We start from the raw sequence: 16,958 nt of genomic DNA, 5'->3' as shown, positions 1-16,958 counted from the left end.
GCACCGAGCCGGTCAGCGAGTCGTCTCCTCGGCCCATGGCACGCGGCACGCATCGGTGCTGAAGCCCTGGTCGTGGATGCCCAGTGCCGAGTTCATGCGGGCGCGCATGTTCTCCAGCCCGATCTGGTAGGTCAATTCCACAACGCCCGCACGACCGAACCGCCTCTCGAGGTCGGCGACCTGTTCGTCGGTCACGTCGTTCGCCACATCGCCGGTCATCGCGTCCGCATACGCGATCGCAGCCTTCTCGTCGTCGCTGTACAGGTCCGAGGTGGCGTACTCGGCGATATGCTCGAGCCGATCGATGTCGAGACCGTCGAGCCGCTGCAGCATCGTGCCGAAATCGACGCACCACGAGCAGCCCACAGTCCATGCCGTGCGGTAGACCGCTATTTCCCGCACGTTCTTCGGCAACACCTTCGATGCCCGATCGGCGAGCATTTCGTGCAGACCGCTCGCACGGAGCAGGCCGGGGTGGTGGGCCACCACGGTGAACGGCTCGGGAACCTCGTCGAACATGCGGCCTGCGACCTTGTACATCGCCTTCGTCGTCAATCCCGCCTGGTCGGGGTTGAGCGGTGGTATCCGTGTCATGATCTGCCTCCTCGGTCGTTTTCATCCTCCTCTTGTTGGACGAGACAGCGCACCGGGATGTGACATGGTAGGCAAACACGGCATACATGCACCGGCTACCCTGCAGAAATGCCAGAATCGTCGAACTCGGGACGGGCCCGCACCGTCGCCCGGCTACGACCGTTCGCCTCCACGATCTTCGCCGAGATGACCTCACTCGCCGTCGAGCACGGTGCGATCAACCTCGGGCAGGGATTCCCCGACACCGACGGGCCGCCGGAGATGCTCGAGGTTGCCCGACGAGCAATCGCGGAAGGCGTCAATCAGTACCCGCCCGGTTCCGGGATCCCGGAACTGAGGGCGGCGATCGCTGCCGACCGGTTGGCGCGGTACGGGCTGGAACACGACCCGGACACCGAGGTGCTGGTCACCGTCGGCGCCACCGAGGCCATCAGTGCCGCGCTGCTCGGACTCGTCGAACCCGGCGACGAAGTGCTGCTCACCGAGCCCTACTACGACTCTTATGCAGCCGCAGTGGCCTTGGCAGGCGCAACCCGGCGGACCGTGCCGTTGACCCGCTGGGACAACGAATTCGTCCTCGACGTCGAGGCTCTCAGGGCTGCGGTCACCGACCGCACCCGCATGCTGGTCGTCAACACCCCGCACAACCCGACCGGCACCGTCTACGACGACGGCGCCCTGGCAGCGATTGCCGAGTTCGCCTGCGAACGTGATCTGCTGGTGTTGTCCGACGAGGTCTACGAGCACCTCGTCTTCGACGGTCGTCGCCACACTCCCCTCGCTTCACTACCCGGAATGGCCGAGCGCACGATCACCGTGTCGAGCGCCGCGAAGACCTTCAACGTCACCGGATGGAAGATCGGCTGGGCAATCGGCCCCCGCGCACTGATCGACGGAGTCCGCGCCGCCAAACAATTCATGACCTTCGTCGGCGGTGCACCGTTCCAGCCCGCGGTCACGCACGCGCTGACGCACGAACAATCGTGGGTCGGATCGATGCGCGACGCTCTGCAACGTAAGCGAACGTTTCTCTCGCATTCGCTCAGCGAAGCCGGATTCGATGTTCTCGACTCTGCGGGAACGTACTTCGTCTGTGCAGACATCACGCCGCTCGGCTTCCGCGACGGCGTGCAGCTCTGTCGTGCACTGCCAGGAGAGATCGGCGTCGCCGCCGTGCCGGTGAGCGTATTCGCCGACGACTCTGCATCATGGAATCATCTGGTGCGCTTCGCCTTCTGCAAACGCGACGACGTTCTCGCCGAGGCGGCCCAGCGACTGCACGGCGTCCGGCACATTCACCGCGAAGGGAAGGCTCTGTAAGAGTGTCAGCCCCAACGATTCCCTCCGACTTCGTTGGTCGAGCGGTGAGTGTCGCGGCAGCCGACGGCATCGACCTCACTCCGGCGCTCGCCGCAGCCAGGATAAGTCGAGCAGTGCTCGCGCAGCCGCACGCGCGACTCACTCCCGAGCAGGTCAGCCTGTTCACGCGCTCGGTCTGGCAGATCACCGACGACGAGTTGTTCGGACTCGGCTCAGGATCGGTGCCGCGCGGATCGTTCCGGATCATGACACTGACACTGATCCATTGTCCTGATCTCGTGCACGCACTCACACGAATGATCGAGGTCAACCGGGTCCTGCAGGGACTCCCTCGATTGAGTCTGACCATCGGTGAGACGAGCACCTACCTTGATGTTGCCCTTCCCGATCATGTGACGGAAAAGACCCGTGTGGCAGTCGATTTCCTACTGATGCTCTTGCACCGCTTCGCGGCCTGGCTCGTCGGGGGCCGGATACCGCTGGTGTCGGTGTCGCTGCCCTACGCCGAGCCCGATCCGATCCTTGCGCGTAGCTACGACGCGATCTTCGGCATCCCCGTCACCTTCGATGCGGGACGCGCGGCGCTCGAAATGGACAACTCGGCCATGCGGTCGCCGATTGTCAGGACCGAAGAGGCGCTCGAAGCATATCTCCGGGATTCTCCGAACCTGATGTTGTCCGAACGCGACTACGAATCGAGCGTCTCGAGCCAGGTGCGCAGGATCTTCGAGTCCGGTATCCAGGGCCGCACCGCAACCACCGACGAGATCGCCGACATGCTTGCAGTGAGTCCGCCACATCTGCGGCGGCTGCTGCGGCACGAGGGTACGTCCCTCGGCCGTCTCCGGGAGGAAGTACTGTGCGACCTGGCAATCGCCGGACTACGGCGGGGCGAACCGGTGGACGACCTGTCGGCGCGTCTCGGATTCTCCGAGCCGAGCGCCTTCCGCCGCGCGTTCAAACGATGGACGGGGAACACGCCGCGCGCCTATCGCGCGCACGCCTGAGAAGAAGCCATCAGCACAGGCAGAACTCGTTGCCTTCCGGGTCCGCCATCGTGATCCACACGTAAGGACCCTGACTGCCGCGATGCAGCAGCGTGGCACCGGCCGCGACCAGGCGCTCGGCCATCTCCTCGCGGTTGTCTCCCGCTCGGATGTCCAGATGCGCTCGGTTCTTGACGGTCTTTCCCTCCGGGACCCTCTGGAACAACATTCTGGGGCGGTGCGGGTTGTCGGGGTCGGTGATCGCAGATCCGGCCCGCCACACGAGTGCGCCGTCGAAGATCTCGGTGTCCTCTTCTTGCGCGTGCCCGGCCGCAACGAGGCCACGAATGAAATCCTCGTCGCTGGGTTCGACACGCCATTCGAGCGCTTCGGCCCACCATCGCGCCTGAGTATGCGGATTGCTGCAGTCGATCGTGACCTGAAATTCGTATCCCATGTCGCGACCCTACTGCGCATGTCCGACAGGGTCCGACGTTCGAGTCCCGAGGCGACGAGCAGGGCGTTTTCCGGCGCAGGCCCGGTTTGTCGGGTTGCATATCCGACCCGGTTCTGAGACGGTCGGGTAGAACCATCGTCTATCCTCGAGAGGGTGATTCGGAGAATATGCGCACGGTCGTGAAGGATGCCTATCCGACTCGCAACCGCACTATTTCGGAATCAATCGCGCGAACGGATCCTGTCGTCTGGGGTTCTCATCCCGGCCCGCTGGATTCCACCACGGTCAAGGCGTACGAAGCACGCGGATTCCACACTGCGGAAGCACTTCTCGCAGCAAATGATGTCGGAAACCTTTTGGAAGAAACCTCCCGCCTCGGACGCGAACTCGGCAACGACGAACGCGTGGTCCGTGAGCACGCCGGCGGCGATGTACGTTCGATCTTCGATGTACACCGCCTGAGCGGCCTGGTCGATTCGATCATCCGCCGTCCTGAAATTGCCGGTATCGCAAGACAATTACTCGGTTCCGACGTCTACATCCACCAGTCCCGGCTCAATGTCAAGCCGGGGTTCCGTGGTGGGCCGTTCTATTGGCACTCGGACTTCGAGACCTGGCACGCGGAGGACGGCATGCCGACCCCTCGCGCGTTGAGCATCTCGATCGCGTTGACCGAAAATTATGGGTACAACGGCGGGTTGATGATCATGCCGGGCTCACACAAGACGTTCGTCTCGTGTGCCGGCGAGACTCCCGACGACTATTATCGAGAGTCGCTCGTGACCCACGTCCCGCCGACGGGATCACCCGATGAAGACACCCTGACCCGGATGAGCGCCGAGTTCGGGATCACCACGTTCCGCGGATCTGCGGGTTCTGCAACAGTTTTCGACTCGAACTGCATGCATGGATCCAACGGGAACATCACCCCACTCCCCCGCTCCAACCTGTTCGTGGTGTTCAACAGCGTCGAGAACACACCGGTCGAACCGTTCGCTGCGAGCAAGCCGCGTCCGTCGTATCTCGGCAGCCGGGATTTCACGCCTCTGCGCTGAAGTCCTTCGGCCTGAGTCCCACGGCACCGAAGTGCGCCACCACCGCCTCGGGATCGTCCACCTGCAATGACAAGCGCGATACCGAGGCGGTGGTGCGCTTGTGTTCGAAGAAGGCCGGAAGCGTGACTTCGGCGGCTTGCCTCAGCACCAGATCGAGGCAGGTGCCGTCCGGCCCCGGGAGGTAGAGCGCGTCATCGTCGACGATCGGCGATGTGTGCTCCCACCGCCTCCGCTCGAACACGCGTTCGACGGCACCTCGGTCCAGTTGCGCGATCACCTGGTGTCCCGCCCGGATCGTCAGCCGCGCATCGGTCAGCAGATGCGGGTGTGTGATCCGGCCTGCGAGGATTCCGAAAATTTGGATCAGTCCCCAAATCGAGAGCACGAGCAGGACGTTGCGGATCAGCGGCCACGGCACCAGTACGTGGACGACCACGGTTTCGATGACAGCGGCGATGAGAAAAGCCATCGGGATGCCGAGCGTGCCCTTCGTGTATCCGACGGGCACCACGTCCGGGCCGGCGCTGTCGTAGCGTCGACGAAGGAAGAGCCATATCGCGCGGTAGCCGCGCGCCTCGAACCGGATGAGGTCGGCTGCGACCTTCCCGGTGACCTCGTCGAGGATCGCGTTCCATCCGAGTTTCTCGCGGCGCAGGGATCGGATGCGCAGCGCCGTGAGGACACCGACCGCGAGACCGAGCGGAATCTCGACCGTCAGCCACAACACGAACGCAGCGCCTGGGCTCAGAATCCCGAGTGCAACGAGGGCCACGTCGATGCCCGCCACCATCACCGTGACCACCAACGCTGCCCGGTGAAGCCTGCTCAACCACTGTCCGGTCATGACTGCACTGCGCCCTCTGCGACGCGGGCGATGACCCGGATCGCCACCGCCCGCTGCGCGGGGTCGGGGAGTACTTCGGCCATCATCGACTCGCCGTCCCTCACGTAGGTCGCCGCGGCCGCCACCCATTCCACGAAGAGGCCACCCTCGCCATCCTGGCCGAACGCCGTGAGGAACTCTGCCATCGCCTCGGCAACCGCGTCGATTTCGGCTGCGACACCGGAAGGCGGATGCCCGGCGAGCGCGCCGAACCTGCGGTACAGCGCTACCACCGACTCACGTTGAGCGGGGTCGGACAAGGCCATCGATACAGCTTCGAGGAACTCCGGTGGGGCTTGCCCGGATAGCGCGACGAGCTCGAAGCTGTCCCGCTCATGTTCGAAGACCTCGCGGGTCCGGGGGTCGGTTTCACCGTCGATGAGCTCGGCGAAGGTTTTCACGAGTGGCTCGGGAAGCGGCGACAGGGTTTCGCCGCGTCGATGCCCATCGAGCATCGCGGACAACGCACGTCTCTTGCCGTCGAGTGCGTGCACTTGCGCGTCGAGGTCTGCGATCAGCGCTTCGAGGTCCGCAGTGAGATCGTCGCTGGCCTCGCTGTCGCGGGCTGTGCCGATCACCGTCGGGACCGTGCCGAGCGGAACTCCGGCACCGGCGAGCCAGCGAATCCGCATCAGACGCACGAGGTCCTCCATCGAGTACACGCGGTACCCGTTGGAGGACCTCGGTGGTTCCGGCAGCAACCCGAGCCGGTGGTAGTGCCGGATCGTGCGTACGGTCGTGTCTGCAGCCGAGGCCAGTTCGCCGATTCTCATGACCCCAGCATCAACCCTGACGTTACGTCGGGGTCAAGTTCGATGCGAGCTGCTAGGACCGACGAGCGCGCACGGCCTCGGCGAGGCGATCGAGCTGATCGACGGTGGTCCCCCAGTCGATGCACGCGTCGGTGATCGACTTGCCGTATTCGAGTTCGTCCGCCTGACCGAGCGTCAGGTCCTGTCGGCCCGCTTCGATGAAGCTCTCCAGCATCAGGCCGACGATTCCCTTCTCGCCTGCAACGATGCGGTCGGCGATGTCGTTGACGACGTCGACCTGCTTCTCGTGGTTCTTGCTGCTGTTGCCGTGGCTCGCATCGATGACGACCCGCTCGGGCAGCCCCGACTTGCGCAACCGGGCCATCGTGTCGGCGACGGTCTCGGCATCGTAATTCGGTCCTGCACTGCCGCCACGCAGGATCACGTGGCAGTCGGGGTTACCGACGGTTTCGATCAGCGCGGCCTGGCCATCGAGGTCAGTGCCCGGGAACACGTGGCTTGCGGCGGCGGCACGCGTGCCATCGACCGCGACCTGTACATCACCTTCGGTGGAATTCTTGATTCCGACCGGCATCGACAGTGCGCTGCACAGCTGGCGGTGCACCTGGCTGGCGGCGGTGCGGGCACCGATCGCACCGTAGGTGACCAGGTCCGCGTAGTACTGCGGGAGGATCGGGTCGAGGAACTCGCAGCCGACGGGCAGACCGAGGCTCGAAACATCGAGAAGCAGCTTGCGGCCGATGCGCAGGCCCGTGTTGATGTCGTATGTGCCGTCGAGGTGCGGGTCGTTGAGCAGGCCCTTCCAGCCGAGCGTGGTGCGGGGCTTCTCGAAGTACACGCGCATCACGATGTGCAGGTCATCGCGCAGTTCGTCGGCCTTCGCAGCGAGCTTGCGGGCGTAGTCCATCGCGGCGGCGGGGTCGTGCACCGAGCACGGGCCCACGATGACGACGAGACGGTCATCCGTGCCGCTGAGGATGTCGACGGTGGCAGCGCGGCCCGAACGCACGGTCGCGGCAGCAACCTCGTCGGGTGCATGCTCGGCACGCACGACGGACGGTGCTGCGAGCGGGCTGATCCGCACGGTGCGCTGATCATCGAGATTCGCGGTGGAGATGCTGTTGGTCTTGGTGCTCATCGGGTTCTCGGTTCCTGTTCTCAGGCCGACCCTCGAGGAAGCTGCAATCTCCAGCGAGCCGGTCTGTAATCCGGCTCGTAGGTGGAAGAAGTCAGCGCGCGGTAACGCCGACCGGCCCACCCAGGGCCGGCCTGCTAAACCAGAAATATGCGCGCTGCATGCCGACGAGCGTAACAGACGGTTCTGACGTGGGGGTGTGACGGTCGCCTCACCCTCACCAGGGTCCGACCGTTCCGTTCGTGTGGTCTGGAGATTCGAGTGTGCAGTTGTGGTCGCGACACGCCGGGCGGTTTCACGAAAACTGCACACTCAACCCCGCCGACGGTCGCTACGTCCAGTAGGCCTGGATCTTGAACTCTCCCCAGGGTGTCGAAAGGACGTCGGCGATGCCCCCCGCTACTTCCACGGAGCTCTCTCCCCGTCGCGAAGGATTCGACGAGCAGTCGACATCCGATGCACCTCGTCGGGTCCGTCGTAGATCCGCGCGTAGCGGGCCTGCCGGTACATCCTTTCGAGCGGCGTGTCGGCGGTCAGCCCGAGGGCGCCGTGAACCTGGATGGCTCGATCGACGACGTTGTGGAGCATTCGGGCTCCCCAGAACTTGACGAGCCCGATCTGCACTCGGGCATCCTCGCCGGAATCCATGACCCGGGCAGCATCGAGCGTCATCAACCTCGACGCCTGGATCTCTGCGGCCGATTCGGCCACATACCTTTGGATCTCGCCCTTTTCGGACAGCAGTGAACCGTGGGCGAAGCGTTCGTCGGCGCGCGCACACATCATCTCGAACGCGCGTTGCGCCTGCCCGAGCCAACGCATGGCATGGAAGATGCGGCCCGGACCGAGCCTGTCCTGCGCGACGACGAACCCGTTGCCGCGCGCTCCCAGCAGGTTCGTGGCAGGCACCCGCACGTCGGTGTAGCGAACCTCGTAGTGGTCGCTGGGGTCGTGTCCCATTGTGGGAATGGACCGGACTATCTCGAAGCCGGGGGTATCGGTGGGGACGATGATCGCGCTGATGCTGCGGTGCAAGGCTGTCGCCTCGGGTTCGGTGCGGGCGAACACCGTGCAATACCCGGCCTCCCGCGCACCGGTGGTGAACCACTTGTGTCCGTTGATGATCCAGTGGTTCCCGTCGAGAATGGCGGTGGTCCGGACCAGAATGGGATCGGATCCGGCAACCTCCGGTTCGGTCATTCCTACGGACGGCAGGATCTCTCCCGAGACCAGGCCGGGTATCCAGCGATGGCGTTGCTCGTCGGTGCCGTGCCGGTGCAGCATCAACGCGTCCTGCATGGACACCGACCCGACAGCGAGTTGACCGAATTCGGAGCGGCCGATGATCTCGTTGAGATAGACGAAGTCGAGGAATGGCACCCCTGCACCACCGATCTCCTCGGGATGCCCGAGCGCCCACAACTCGAGACCTTTCGCGCTGGATTTCAGTCGGGTGAGTGCGGCTACCGCCTCGTCGTCATGCCGCGAGAGGACAGGCTCGAGGGGAACGACCTCGTCGTCGATGAAGGAGCGCATGCGGGTGCACAGCTCCGCCACCCGCCCCTCCGGCCGGTTCGCTGTCATGGTCGACAATCTATCGGCACACACGTGCGCTCACATGCATTTCGATCCGCTACGACCCGGCGCCCCCGCCCGAGAGTGTCGAAAACCGAACCCTTGCACATAAGGTTTGCCTAACCTATATTCATCGGTGGGCCAGTTGAGGACCGAGCGGAGAGCTGAGGGCTGCAGCGAATCCCGGTCCCCGCCTACGGCGGGTCCCGTCGCTTTCGAGCGCGGGGCCCGCCGGTTCGCATTCACCCACCTTGACACAGAGCATCGACTCCACGCGCTACTTCGCGTCGACACCCGCGCTCACCGGCATCGTCCGAGCCCGAGGCTTCCCGAACAGCGCGCGCAGTGAGAACCGGCCGAGCTCCGGATCGTAGGGTCGGTAGGCGGCATAGACGAGGACGTGGAACTTCTCGTGCAGTGCCAGCGCTCGACGGATCTCGGAGGTCATCCGTCCGTGCAGTTCGAAGGTCTTCACACCCGACTCGATGTAGGAGCCGAACTCCCGCGGTGGGGTCAACGCCCGCCTGGGAGAGATATCGACGCGCATGCCGCTGAGCTGGACGATCGGAATCTCCGCTGCACCGAGACACAGTGCCAGGTCGAGGTCCTCGTGGATATCCGGAGCCACACTCACGCCCTCACAGACCTGCTCCCACGCCGACCGACGGATTGCCATGTTGGCGCCGTGCAAATTGCGGTAAGGACGCTCGCCACCGAAAATTCCGCGCTGGACCTGCTTCTCGACGTACCAACCTTTGAGTCGCCGATACGGTGAATCGTACGAGTTGTTCAGCCCGCTGACAGCTCCGACCTCGTCGGTGTCACCCCTGTCGAAATAATCGCACACCACCCGAGCCCAGTCCGAACGGACACGCGTATCGGCATCGACCCGCCCGAGGATGTCGCCGCGCGCAGCTTCGAATCCGGCATTCCTCGCGTATGCAACACCAGGCCTCGTCTCACTCACCAGCTTGATCTTCGGGCATCTCGCCTGCGCACGCCACACCACATCGACGGTGGAATCCGTGCAGTTGTTGTCCACCACGATGATTTCGACAAAGTCGTCCTGCTGCTCGATCAAAGCGTCGAGACATGGCCCGATATACACCTCTTCATTGTGAACGGGAATGATGACCGACAATCCGGATCGGGTGACCATGACGCTCGATCCTACCGTCCACAGAGCATTCGGCCCGCCTCAGGTGTTGTCACCCGAGGCGGGCCGAAGCGGTTCTTTACCAACTGTTTCCGGTCACCTGACGACCAATTCGCCGTCCTCGACCGCGACGGACACCGCGCCACCCTCGTCGAGTTCGTCATCGAGCAGCAGGTCGGCGATGCGATCGTCGACCTCACGCTGGATCGCACGGCGCAAAGGTCGCGCGCCGAACTCGGGTTGACGCCCACGGTCGGCGAGCCAGTCTAGGGCCACACCATCGATGTCGAGTGCGATTCCCTTGTCGGCCAGCTTCTTCCGAGTGTCCTCGAGCAAGAGGTCGGTGATGCGCCGCAGTTGCTCGTCGTCGAGCTTGCGGAACAACACGATCTCGTCGATCCGGTTGAGGAATTCCGGTCGCATGGCTTCGCGCAATCGAGCCATCACCCTGTCGCGCAACGGCTTCTCGGCAGCCTCGGCGTCACCGGTGGTGAAGCCGAGCGCGCCACCACGGCTCGAGATGATGTCCGACCTGAGGTTGCTGGTCATGATCACCACGGTGTTGCTGAAGTCGACCGTGCGACCTTCACCGTCGGTCAGGCGACCGTCGTCGAGGACCTGGAGGAGCGTATTGAACACATCCGGGTGCGCCTTCTCGATCTCGTCGAGCAGCACGACCGAATACGGGTTGCGGCGCACCTTTTCGGTCAGCTGACCGGCCTCGCCGTACCCGACGTATCCGGGTGGTGCACCGACCAGGCGACTGACCGTGTGTCGCTCACCGAACTCGCTCATGTCGATGCGCAGCATCGACCGCTCGTCTCCGAACAGTACCTCCGCCAAGGCTTTCGCCAGCTCGGTCTTACCGACGCCGGTCGGCCCGAGGAAGAGGAAGCTACCCACCGGCCGGCCCGGGTCACTCATCCCCGAACGGCTTCGACGCACCGCGCGCGCCACCGCACGGACCGCTTCGTCCTGGCCGACGACGCGCTCGTGCAGCTCGTTCTCGAGATTCCGCAGCCGGTCCTTCTCCCCACTCGTCATCCGAGTGACGGGAATACCTGTTGCACGGGAGACGATTTCGGCAATCAGCTCCGCATCCACCTCGGGAACCCCGGCGTCATCGCTCGCGCCAGACCCCGACTCGATCCGGGCCTGCGCCTTCACGATCTCGTCGCGGATCCGCGATGCCTCCTCGTAGCGTTCGGCTGCAACGGCGGCATCCTTCTCCGCTTCGAGAGAACTCACCTGCTCGCGGAGCGCCTCGGTGTCGACCCTCGGCGTACGCAGCGTCAGCCGCGCGCCCGCTTGGTCGATCAGGTCGATGGCCTTGTCCGGAAGATGCCGGTCGGGCAGATACCGCACCGACAACTCCACCGCCGCCTCGATCGCCTCGTCCGAGTACCTGACGCGGTGGAATTCTGCGTACCGGTCGCGGAGTCCGTGCAGGATGGTGACGGCATCGTCGTGCGACGGCTCGCCCACGGTGACGGGCTGGAATCGCCGTTCGAGCGCCGGATCCTTCTCGATGTGCTTGCGGTATTCGTCGAGCGTGGTCGCACCGACCACATGCAGTTCACCGCGTGCGAGCTTGGGCTTGAGGATGTTGCTCGCATCCATGGAGCCCTCACTGCCGCCACCGCCGGCTCCGACGACGGTGTGCAGCTCGTCGATGAAGACGATCAGCGCGCCGTCCTGCGCGGTGATCTCGTCGAGGACCGAAGTGAGTCGCTCTTCGAAGTCGCCACGATAGCGGGTCCCGGCCACCATCGAAGTCAGATCGAGCTGAACGATGCGCTTGTCGCGCAGAGTGTCCGGAACGTCACCGTCCACGATGCGCTGGGCCAGCCCCTCGACGATCGCGGTCTTGCCGACACCGGCCTCACCCACGAGCACCGGGTTGTTCTTGGTGCGACGCGACAGGATCTCGATGGTCTGCTCGATCTCGTCGGCACGGCCGATGACGGGGTCCACACCGCCGTTCCGGGCACGGTCGGTGAGGTCGACGCCGTATTTGTCGAGGGTGGGCGTCGACGACTCCGCCTCGGCAGGCGCAGCAGGCACCGGCTGGAGCGCGGTCTGCAGCGCCTGCGGGGTGACACCGAGCGACGCAAGCAGACGCCCCGCCGCGCGAGTCTGGTCTGCAGCGAGCGTGAAGAACAGGTGTTCCGGATCGATGTACGTGGATCCGAGTGCGCGGGAGAGCTGGTGCGCCTCGAGCAGGGCGGTCTTCACCGCGCCACTGAGTGCGGGCGAAATCGCGCCGCTTGCGGGATCGCCTTGCGGGAGTCGCTGCTCCACGGCCTTGACCACGTCGGCGGGATCAGCACCGGAGCGGGTCATGACCGTCCGGGCCGGGTCCTGCTCAGCCATGGCACGCAGAACGTGCAGTACATCGAGATCCACGTCGCCGCGTTCCGCTGCGAAACGCGCCGCGGCAGCCATGAGCTCCTGTGTTCCGCGGCTCATGAAGCGCGAAATATCGATGCGGCCGGGGCCACCAGGCCCGAAGAATGACGGCATTCCGAAGCCTTTCTCTTGAACTTGAGTCATACGTACTCAACTAACGTGCATACCTCGCGATCAATTCCCACGGTGGAGTGATCCGCGCCACACCTTCGCGTTGCCCGAAGCGTCCGCGTAGCGTGCACACGTGCATAGGCAGTACGGGCCGCAGCTCACGCTGTTCGCGGCCGAGCTCGACTTCGTCCTCGACGAATTTCAGACCCGCGCTTGCGAGGCTCTCGAGAACCACCGCGACGTGCTGGTCTGTGCGCCCACCGGCTCCGGAAAGACCGTCGTCGGGGAATTCGCAGCTCACCTCGCCCTCGTCTCGAACGGAACGTGCTTCTACACCACACCGATCAAGGCTCTGAGCAATCAGAAGTTCCACGACTTCACCCATAGATTCGGTGACCATCGAGTCGGTCTGCTCACCGGCGACATCACGCACAATCCCGATGCGCCGGTGGTGGTCATGACCACCGAAGTCTTGCGGAGCATGCTGCACGGGCACTCCCCTCTGCTGACCGGGCTGACCCACGTCGTCATGGACGAAGTGCACTATCTCGCCGACAGCGAGCGCGGCGCAGTATGGGAGGAATCGATACTTCACCTCCCCGCGACGGTACGTCTCGCAAGCCTGTCCGCGACGGTGAGCAACGCCGAGGAGTTCGGCGACTGGATTGCCCGCGTCCGCGGCGACACAACCGTGGTCGTCGAGGAGACCAGACCGGTGCCGCTGACCCAGCACATGCTCGCGGGAGGTCGCCTGTTCGACCTGCTGTCGCCGGTCGACGGCGGTGTCGATGACAATCTCGAGCGGTACATCGCGCATCGACGGCTCGTCGAGGCCGCGCCGCCACCGGCCCCCGGAGGGAGACGCCGCCGCAGGCGGGGTCACCGGGCCGAACCCGCAGGTGCCGACCGACCCGAGATCGTCGCACGCCTGGAAGCCGAACAGCTCCTGCCTGCCATCTGGTTCCGGTTCAGCCGCGCCGGGTGCGACGCCGCGGTCACCGAATGCCTCGACGCGTCGGTGCGGCTCACCGACGGATCCGACCTGTCCGAGATCCGGGCCATCGCGGAGAAGCACACTGCCTCGCTGCCCCCGGGCGATCTCGATGCACTGGGTTACGCCGATTGGATCGACGGGCTCGAGCGTGGTTTCGCCGCACACCACGCCGGCCTCGTTCCCACGTTCCGGCACACCATCGAAGAACTGTTCGCTCGCAACCTCGTGAAGGTGGTCTTCGCGACAGAGACACTCGCGGTGGGCGTCAACATGCCTGCCCGGACAGTCGTACTCGAACGTCTCGTCAAACCGACGGCCGATGGACCGGTGCGGTTGACGGCCGGTGAGTACACCCAATTGACCGGACGCGCCGGTCGCCGTGGCATCGACGACAAGGGGCACGCCGTAGTGCTGTGGAGTCCCGATATCGCCCCCGCAACGGTTGCCGGACTCGCCTCCACTCGCACCTACCCGCTGCACAGTTCGCTGCGAATCGGATACAACACAGCGGTCAATCTCATCGACGATCTCGGTGTGGACGGCGCTCGCGCATTACTGGGTCGCTCGTTCGCCCAGTTCCAGGCGCAGAACTCGGTCGCCGCGCTCGCCGAGGCCGCCCGTGTCAACTCTGCGACTCTCGCCGCACTCGACGCAGAGCTCGCCGAGGCGGAGGGGTTCGACGAGTACCGCAGCCTGTGCGACCGGCTCGCCATTGCCCGCACGACCGCTCCGGCCGACACCGTCACAGTCCTGGCGCGTGCGGTCCGATCTCACCCCGGTCATCGTCGTGGCGACCGTGACCGCCTCTTGACGCTGGCCGCCCATCGCAGCGCCCTGAACACGGACACCGAACTGCTACTCGCGCAGGTTCATGCGGTCTCGGGCCGACTGATCGACACATTCGACCGCACGCTGGCACTGCTCGACGAACGCGGCCACGTCATATACGACCCGATCAGCGGGCATGCCCATGTCACCGACGACGGGGTGCGGCTCAGTCGGATCTATTGCGGAAGCGATCTTCTCGTATCCGAATGCCTACGCACCGGGGCATGGGCCGGGCTCGAGCCGGCCGAGCTGGCCGCGGTTGCGTCGAGTGTGCTCGGCGAGAACCGCCGACGCTCGGCGACATCCGCGGGACGTACGACACCGGCGATCGACGAAGCACTGCGCGCGACGGTCCGGTTGTGGGGCGAACTCGCCGAAGCCGAGGAACGACACGGCCTTGCGGTGAGCCCTGAGCCCGATCCGGCCCCGGTGGCGGCGATCCACCGGTGGGCGCGAGGCGACGGGCTCGCTGCAGCACTGCAGGTGGCCTCCGATTCGGCGCGCTCGGGAGGAGATCTGGTCCGCCACTATCTGCGGACGCTCGATCTCGTCGACCAGACCCGGCTGTGTCCGCGGGGCGCGCTACCACCCGTTCCTGCGACGCTGCTGTGAACGGCCTGCCACCTTCAGTCCGACAGCAACTCCACCTCGCACAGTTCCTCCGAGAGCGACCACAGCCTCGACGCAACGGATTCGTCCTTGGAACGCGCGCTCGACTGCACCCGCTTCGGATACCCGCGCATCTCGAAGAACGAGCCGGGACCGTAGAACCCGCCCGGTTCGACGTCGGGGACTGGCGCCGCATACAGCGACGGCAACGCGCCCATCGCAGGTGACTGACCGATGAGCGGCGTCGCAAGCTCCATGAGCTTGCCGTGGAGGGTCTCGCTGCGGAACTGCAGATTCGTCGACGAGTAGCCGGGATGGACAACCAACGAGCGCACCGGTGACTCGCGATCGGTCAGGCGCCGCTGCAGTTCGTAAGCGAACAACAGATTGGCCAGCTTCGACTGCCCGTACGCGAGCCAGCGGTCGTATCGCTTGCGCTCCCAGTTGAGGTCATCGAGATCGATTCGCCCGATCCTGTGCATCGCGCTACTGACCGTCACCACCCGGTCGGTGACGCGCCCGAGGAGCAACGCAGTGAGCGCGAAATGCCCGAGATGGTTGGTACCGATCTGCATTTCGAAGCCATTTGCAGTGCGTCGCAGCGGAACTGCCATCACACCCGCGTTGTTGATCAGGACGTCGATCACCTCGTGCGACTCCACGAGAGCGTCGACGAACCCGCGCACCGAACCCAGATCCGCGAGGTCCAACCGGCGTACCTGAACGCGGTCACCGAGTTCGCCCGCGACCTTCTCACCCTTTTCCACATCGCGGCACGCGAGCACCACACGCGCACCTGCGGCAGCCAAGGCCCGTGTCGTTTCGGCGCCGAGCCCGCTGTTCGCGCCCGTCACGACGAACGTGCGACCGGTCTGATCGGGGATGTCCTGCGCAGTCCATGCCACCATGACGGTCAGACTACGGGTGACGGAGCGTGCGGAAGAAGATATCGGGGCTGCCGGAGCCGCGGTCAGGACCCGAGACCCGCGAGGAACACCCCGGCCAGCGCGATCGACGCGACCCACACGGTCGAGATCGCGGCAAGGACGAAGGGTCGCGCACCCACCTTCTTGATGGTCGCCACATGCACACCGGCACCGAGGGCGAACATCGCCGCGGTGAGCAGCGCGGTCTGTACGAAGGACGCCACGTCCAGTGCAACGTCCGGAACCAGCCCGGTTGCTCGCACCGCAACGCACACGAGAAACGCTGCAACGAACAGCGGCACGAGCGGAGGACGGTGCGCGTCGGCTCCGGAGTCGGTGAGTCGACGACGCACACCGAGAATCGCAATCACCGGCGCAAGCATCAGTACCCGAGCCAGCTTCGTCACCGCGGCCACCCCGAGCGCCGCACCACCGATGACCCCGCCTGCCGCAACAACCTGAGCAACCTCGTGGATCGATCCGCCCGCCCACACACCGGCAGCCTCGTCGGACAGGCCGAGAGCCTGCGCCAGGAGCGGTACCGCGGGGATCATCAACGTTCCGAAGATCACCACGAGGGCAACAGCGGTGAGCACCTCTTCCTCTTTCGCGTCGACGACACCGTCCACAGCGGCGACGGCTGCCGCACCGCAGATCGAGAAGCCACACGCGATGAGGATGCGCTGGGTCCACGTGAGCCCGAGCAGTCCGCCGACGAACATCGTTCCCGAGATTCCGAGGGCGACCACGGCGATCACCACGACGATGACCTTCCAGCCGAGCCCGAGCACGTCCGCGAGGAGTAGTTGCAGACCGAGCAGTGCGATGCCCACACGCAGCAGGCGCTTGGCCGAGAACGTCAAACCCGGGCGCACGCGCTGGGGAAGGTCGACCACGTTCGCAACGACCGCGCCGAGAACGATCGCGATCAGCAGCGGGCTGACGGTCGGGAGAAACACGTTGATACCCATCGCTGCCGCCGTTGCTGCCGCGCACAGCGCAAGCCCGGGCACGAGGTCGGTCACCGCCGACAGCCGGCTCGGGCCTCGGGTCGGAGCCTCTGATCGGGGCGCGCTGACGGTGGATGTGTGCATAGGTCGACTCTGCGCTGTATCGGCACATTCCGATAGACGCCACTCGAGCATGG

14 protein-coding genes are annotated in these 16,958 nt (G+C 65.1%); 4 read left to right on the top strand and 10 right to left on the bottom strand.

Translation table 11 applies throughout. The features are described 5' to 3' along the window. Positions 1 to 12: 12 nt before the first annotated feature. A complete protein-coding gene (locus HCA61_RS11845) occupies positions 13 to 594 on the bottom strand; it encodes a carboxymuconolactone decarboxylase family protein (protein WP_169688368.1) in 582 nt (193 codons plus the stop codon). 108 nt (positions 595 to 702) lie between these two features. Here HCA61_RS11845 and HCA61_RS11840 point away from each other — a divergent pair, with 108 nt between their 5' ends. Next, positions 703 to 1,914: a pyridoxal phosphate-dependent aminotransferase gene (locus HCA61_RS11840; RefSeq protein ID WP_169688367.1), complete on the top strand. Its 1,212-nt coding sequence runs from the start codon at positions 703 to 705 to the stop codon at positions 1,912 to 1,914. 2 nt (positions 1,915 to 1,916) lie between these two features. Continuing rightward, complete coding sequence (locus tag HCA61_RS11835; RefSeq protein ID WP_169688366.1) at positions 1,917 to 2,921, top strand: AraC family transcriptional regulator; 1,005 nt, start codon at positions 1,917 to 1,919, stop codon at positions 2,919 to 2,921. Positions 2,922 to 2,931: 10 nt separating this feature from the next. Here the strand turns inward: HCA61_RS11835 and HCA61_RS11830 are convergent, their stop codons facing one another. Then, entirely contained in the window at positions 2,932 to 3,357 is a 426-nt protein-coding gene (locus tag HCA61_RS11830; protein WP_169688365.1) for a VOC family protein, read from the bottom strand. Between the two features lie 167 nt (positions 3,358 to 3,524). On the opposite strand from HCA61_RS11830, the gene thpD reads away from it, so the two are divergent. Continuing rightward, the gene (gene thpD, locus HCA61_RS11825) at positions 3,525 to 4,412 is read left to right on the top strand and encodes an ectoine hydroxylase (protein ID WP_169688364.1); all 888 of its coding nucleotides are present in this window, start codon (positions 3,525 to 3,527) and stop codon (positions 4,410 to 4,412) included. Here the strand turns inward: thpD and HCA61_RS11820 are convergent. From HCA61_RS11820 to HCA61_RS11795, 6 genes are all read right to left on the bottom strand, one after another. Continuing rightward, positions 4,396 to 5,256 (bottom strand): hypothetical protein, encoded by an 861-nt coding sequence (locus tag HCA61_RS11820; RefSeq protein WP_169688363.1) that lies wholly within the window; start codon positions 5,254 to 5,256, stop codon positions 4,396 to 4,398. The genes thpD and HCA61_RS11820 overlap by 17 nt on opposite strands. After that, complete coding sequence (locus tag HCA61_RS11815; RefSeq protein ID WP_169688362.1) at positions 5,253 to 6,068, bottom strand: MerR family transcriptional regulator; 816 nt, start codon at positions 6,066 to 6,068, stop codon at positions 5,253 to 5,255. The genes HCA61_RS11820 and HCA61_RS11815 overlap by 4 nt, the downstream gene beginning before the upstream one ends. 52 nt (positions 6,069 to 6,120) lie before the next feature. Beyond that, positions 6,121 to 7,206: a 3-deoxy-7-phosphoheptulonate synthase gene (locus HCA61_RS11810; RefSeq protein WP_169688361.1), complete on the bottom strand. Its 1,086-nt coding sequence runs from the start codon at positions 7,204 to 7,206 to the stop codon at positions 6,121 to 6,123. 396 nt (positions 7,207 to 7,602) lie between these two features. After that, a complete protein-coding gene (locus HCA61_RS11805) occupies positions 7,603 to 8,787 on the bottom strand; it encodes an acyl-CoA dehydrogenase family protein (protein ID WP_206039914.1) in 1,185 nt (394 codons plus the stop codon). 268 nt (positions 8,788 to 9,055) lie between these two features. Beyond that, complete coding sequence (locus HCA61_RS11800) at positions 9,056 to 9,937, bottom strand: glycosyltransferase family A protein (RefSeq protein WP_169688360.1); 882 nt, start codon at positions 9,935 to 9,937, stop codon at positions 9,056 to 9,058. Positions 9,938 to 10,030: 93 nt separating this feature from the next. Further along, entirely contained in the window at positions 10,031 to 12,457 is a 2,427-nt protein-coding gene (locus tag HCA61_RS11795) for an ATP-dependent Clp protease ATP-binding subunit (protein ID WP_169688468.1), read from the bottom strand. Between the two features lie 130 nt (positions 12,458 to 12,587). Between HCA61_RS11795 and HCA61_RS11790 the strand changes: the two genes are divergently transcribed. Continuing rightward, positions 12,588 to 14,888, top strand: a complete 2,301-nt coding sequence (locus tag HCA61_RS11790) for a DEAD/DEAH box helicase (protein WP_169688359.1) — start codon at positions 12,588 to 12,590, stop codon at positions 14,886 to 14,888. Between the two features lie 14 nt (positions 14,889 to 14,902). On the opposite strand, the gene HCA61_RS11785 is transcribed toward HCA61_RS11790, so the two are convergent. Beyond that, complete coding sequence (locus HCA61_RS11785) at positions 14,903 to 15,793, bottom strand: oxidoreductase (RefSeq protein ID WP_169688358.1); 891 nt, start codon at positions 15,791 to 15,793, stop codon at positions 14,903 to 14,905. Positions 15,794 to 15,855: 62 nt separating this feature from the next. Beyond that, positions 15,856 to 16,905 carry a putative sulfate exporter family transporter gene (locus tag HCA61_RS11780; protein WP_169688357.1) on the bottom strand — a complete coding sequence of 350 codons (1,050 nt, stop codon included), beginning with the start codon at positions 16,903 to 16,905 and terminating at the stop codon, positions 15,856 to 15,858. Between the last annotated feature and the right edge of the window lie 53 nt (positions 16,906 to 16,958).

Origin of the sequence: Rhodococcus sp. HNM0563 (assembly GCF_012726195.1) — a bacterium.
Lineage (GTDB): Bacteria > Actinomycetota > Actinomycetes > Mycobacteriales > Mycobacteriaceae > Rhodococcus.
Note: the sequence above shows the minus strand (reverse complement) of the source record. Positions and strands in the feature narration are given on the sequence as shown.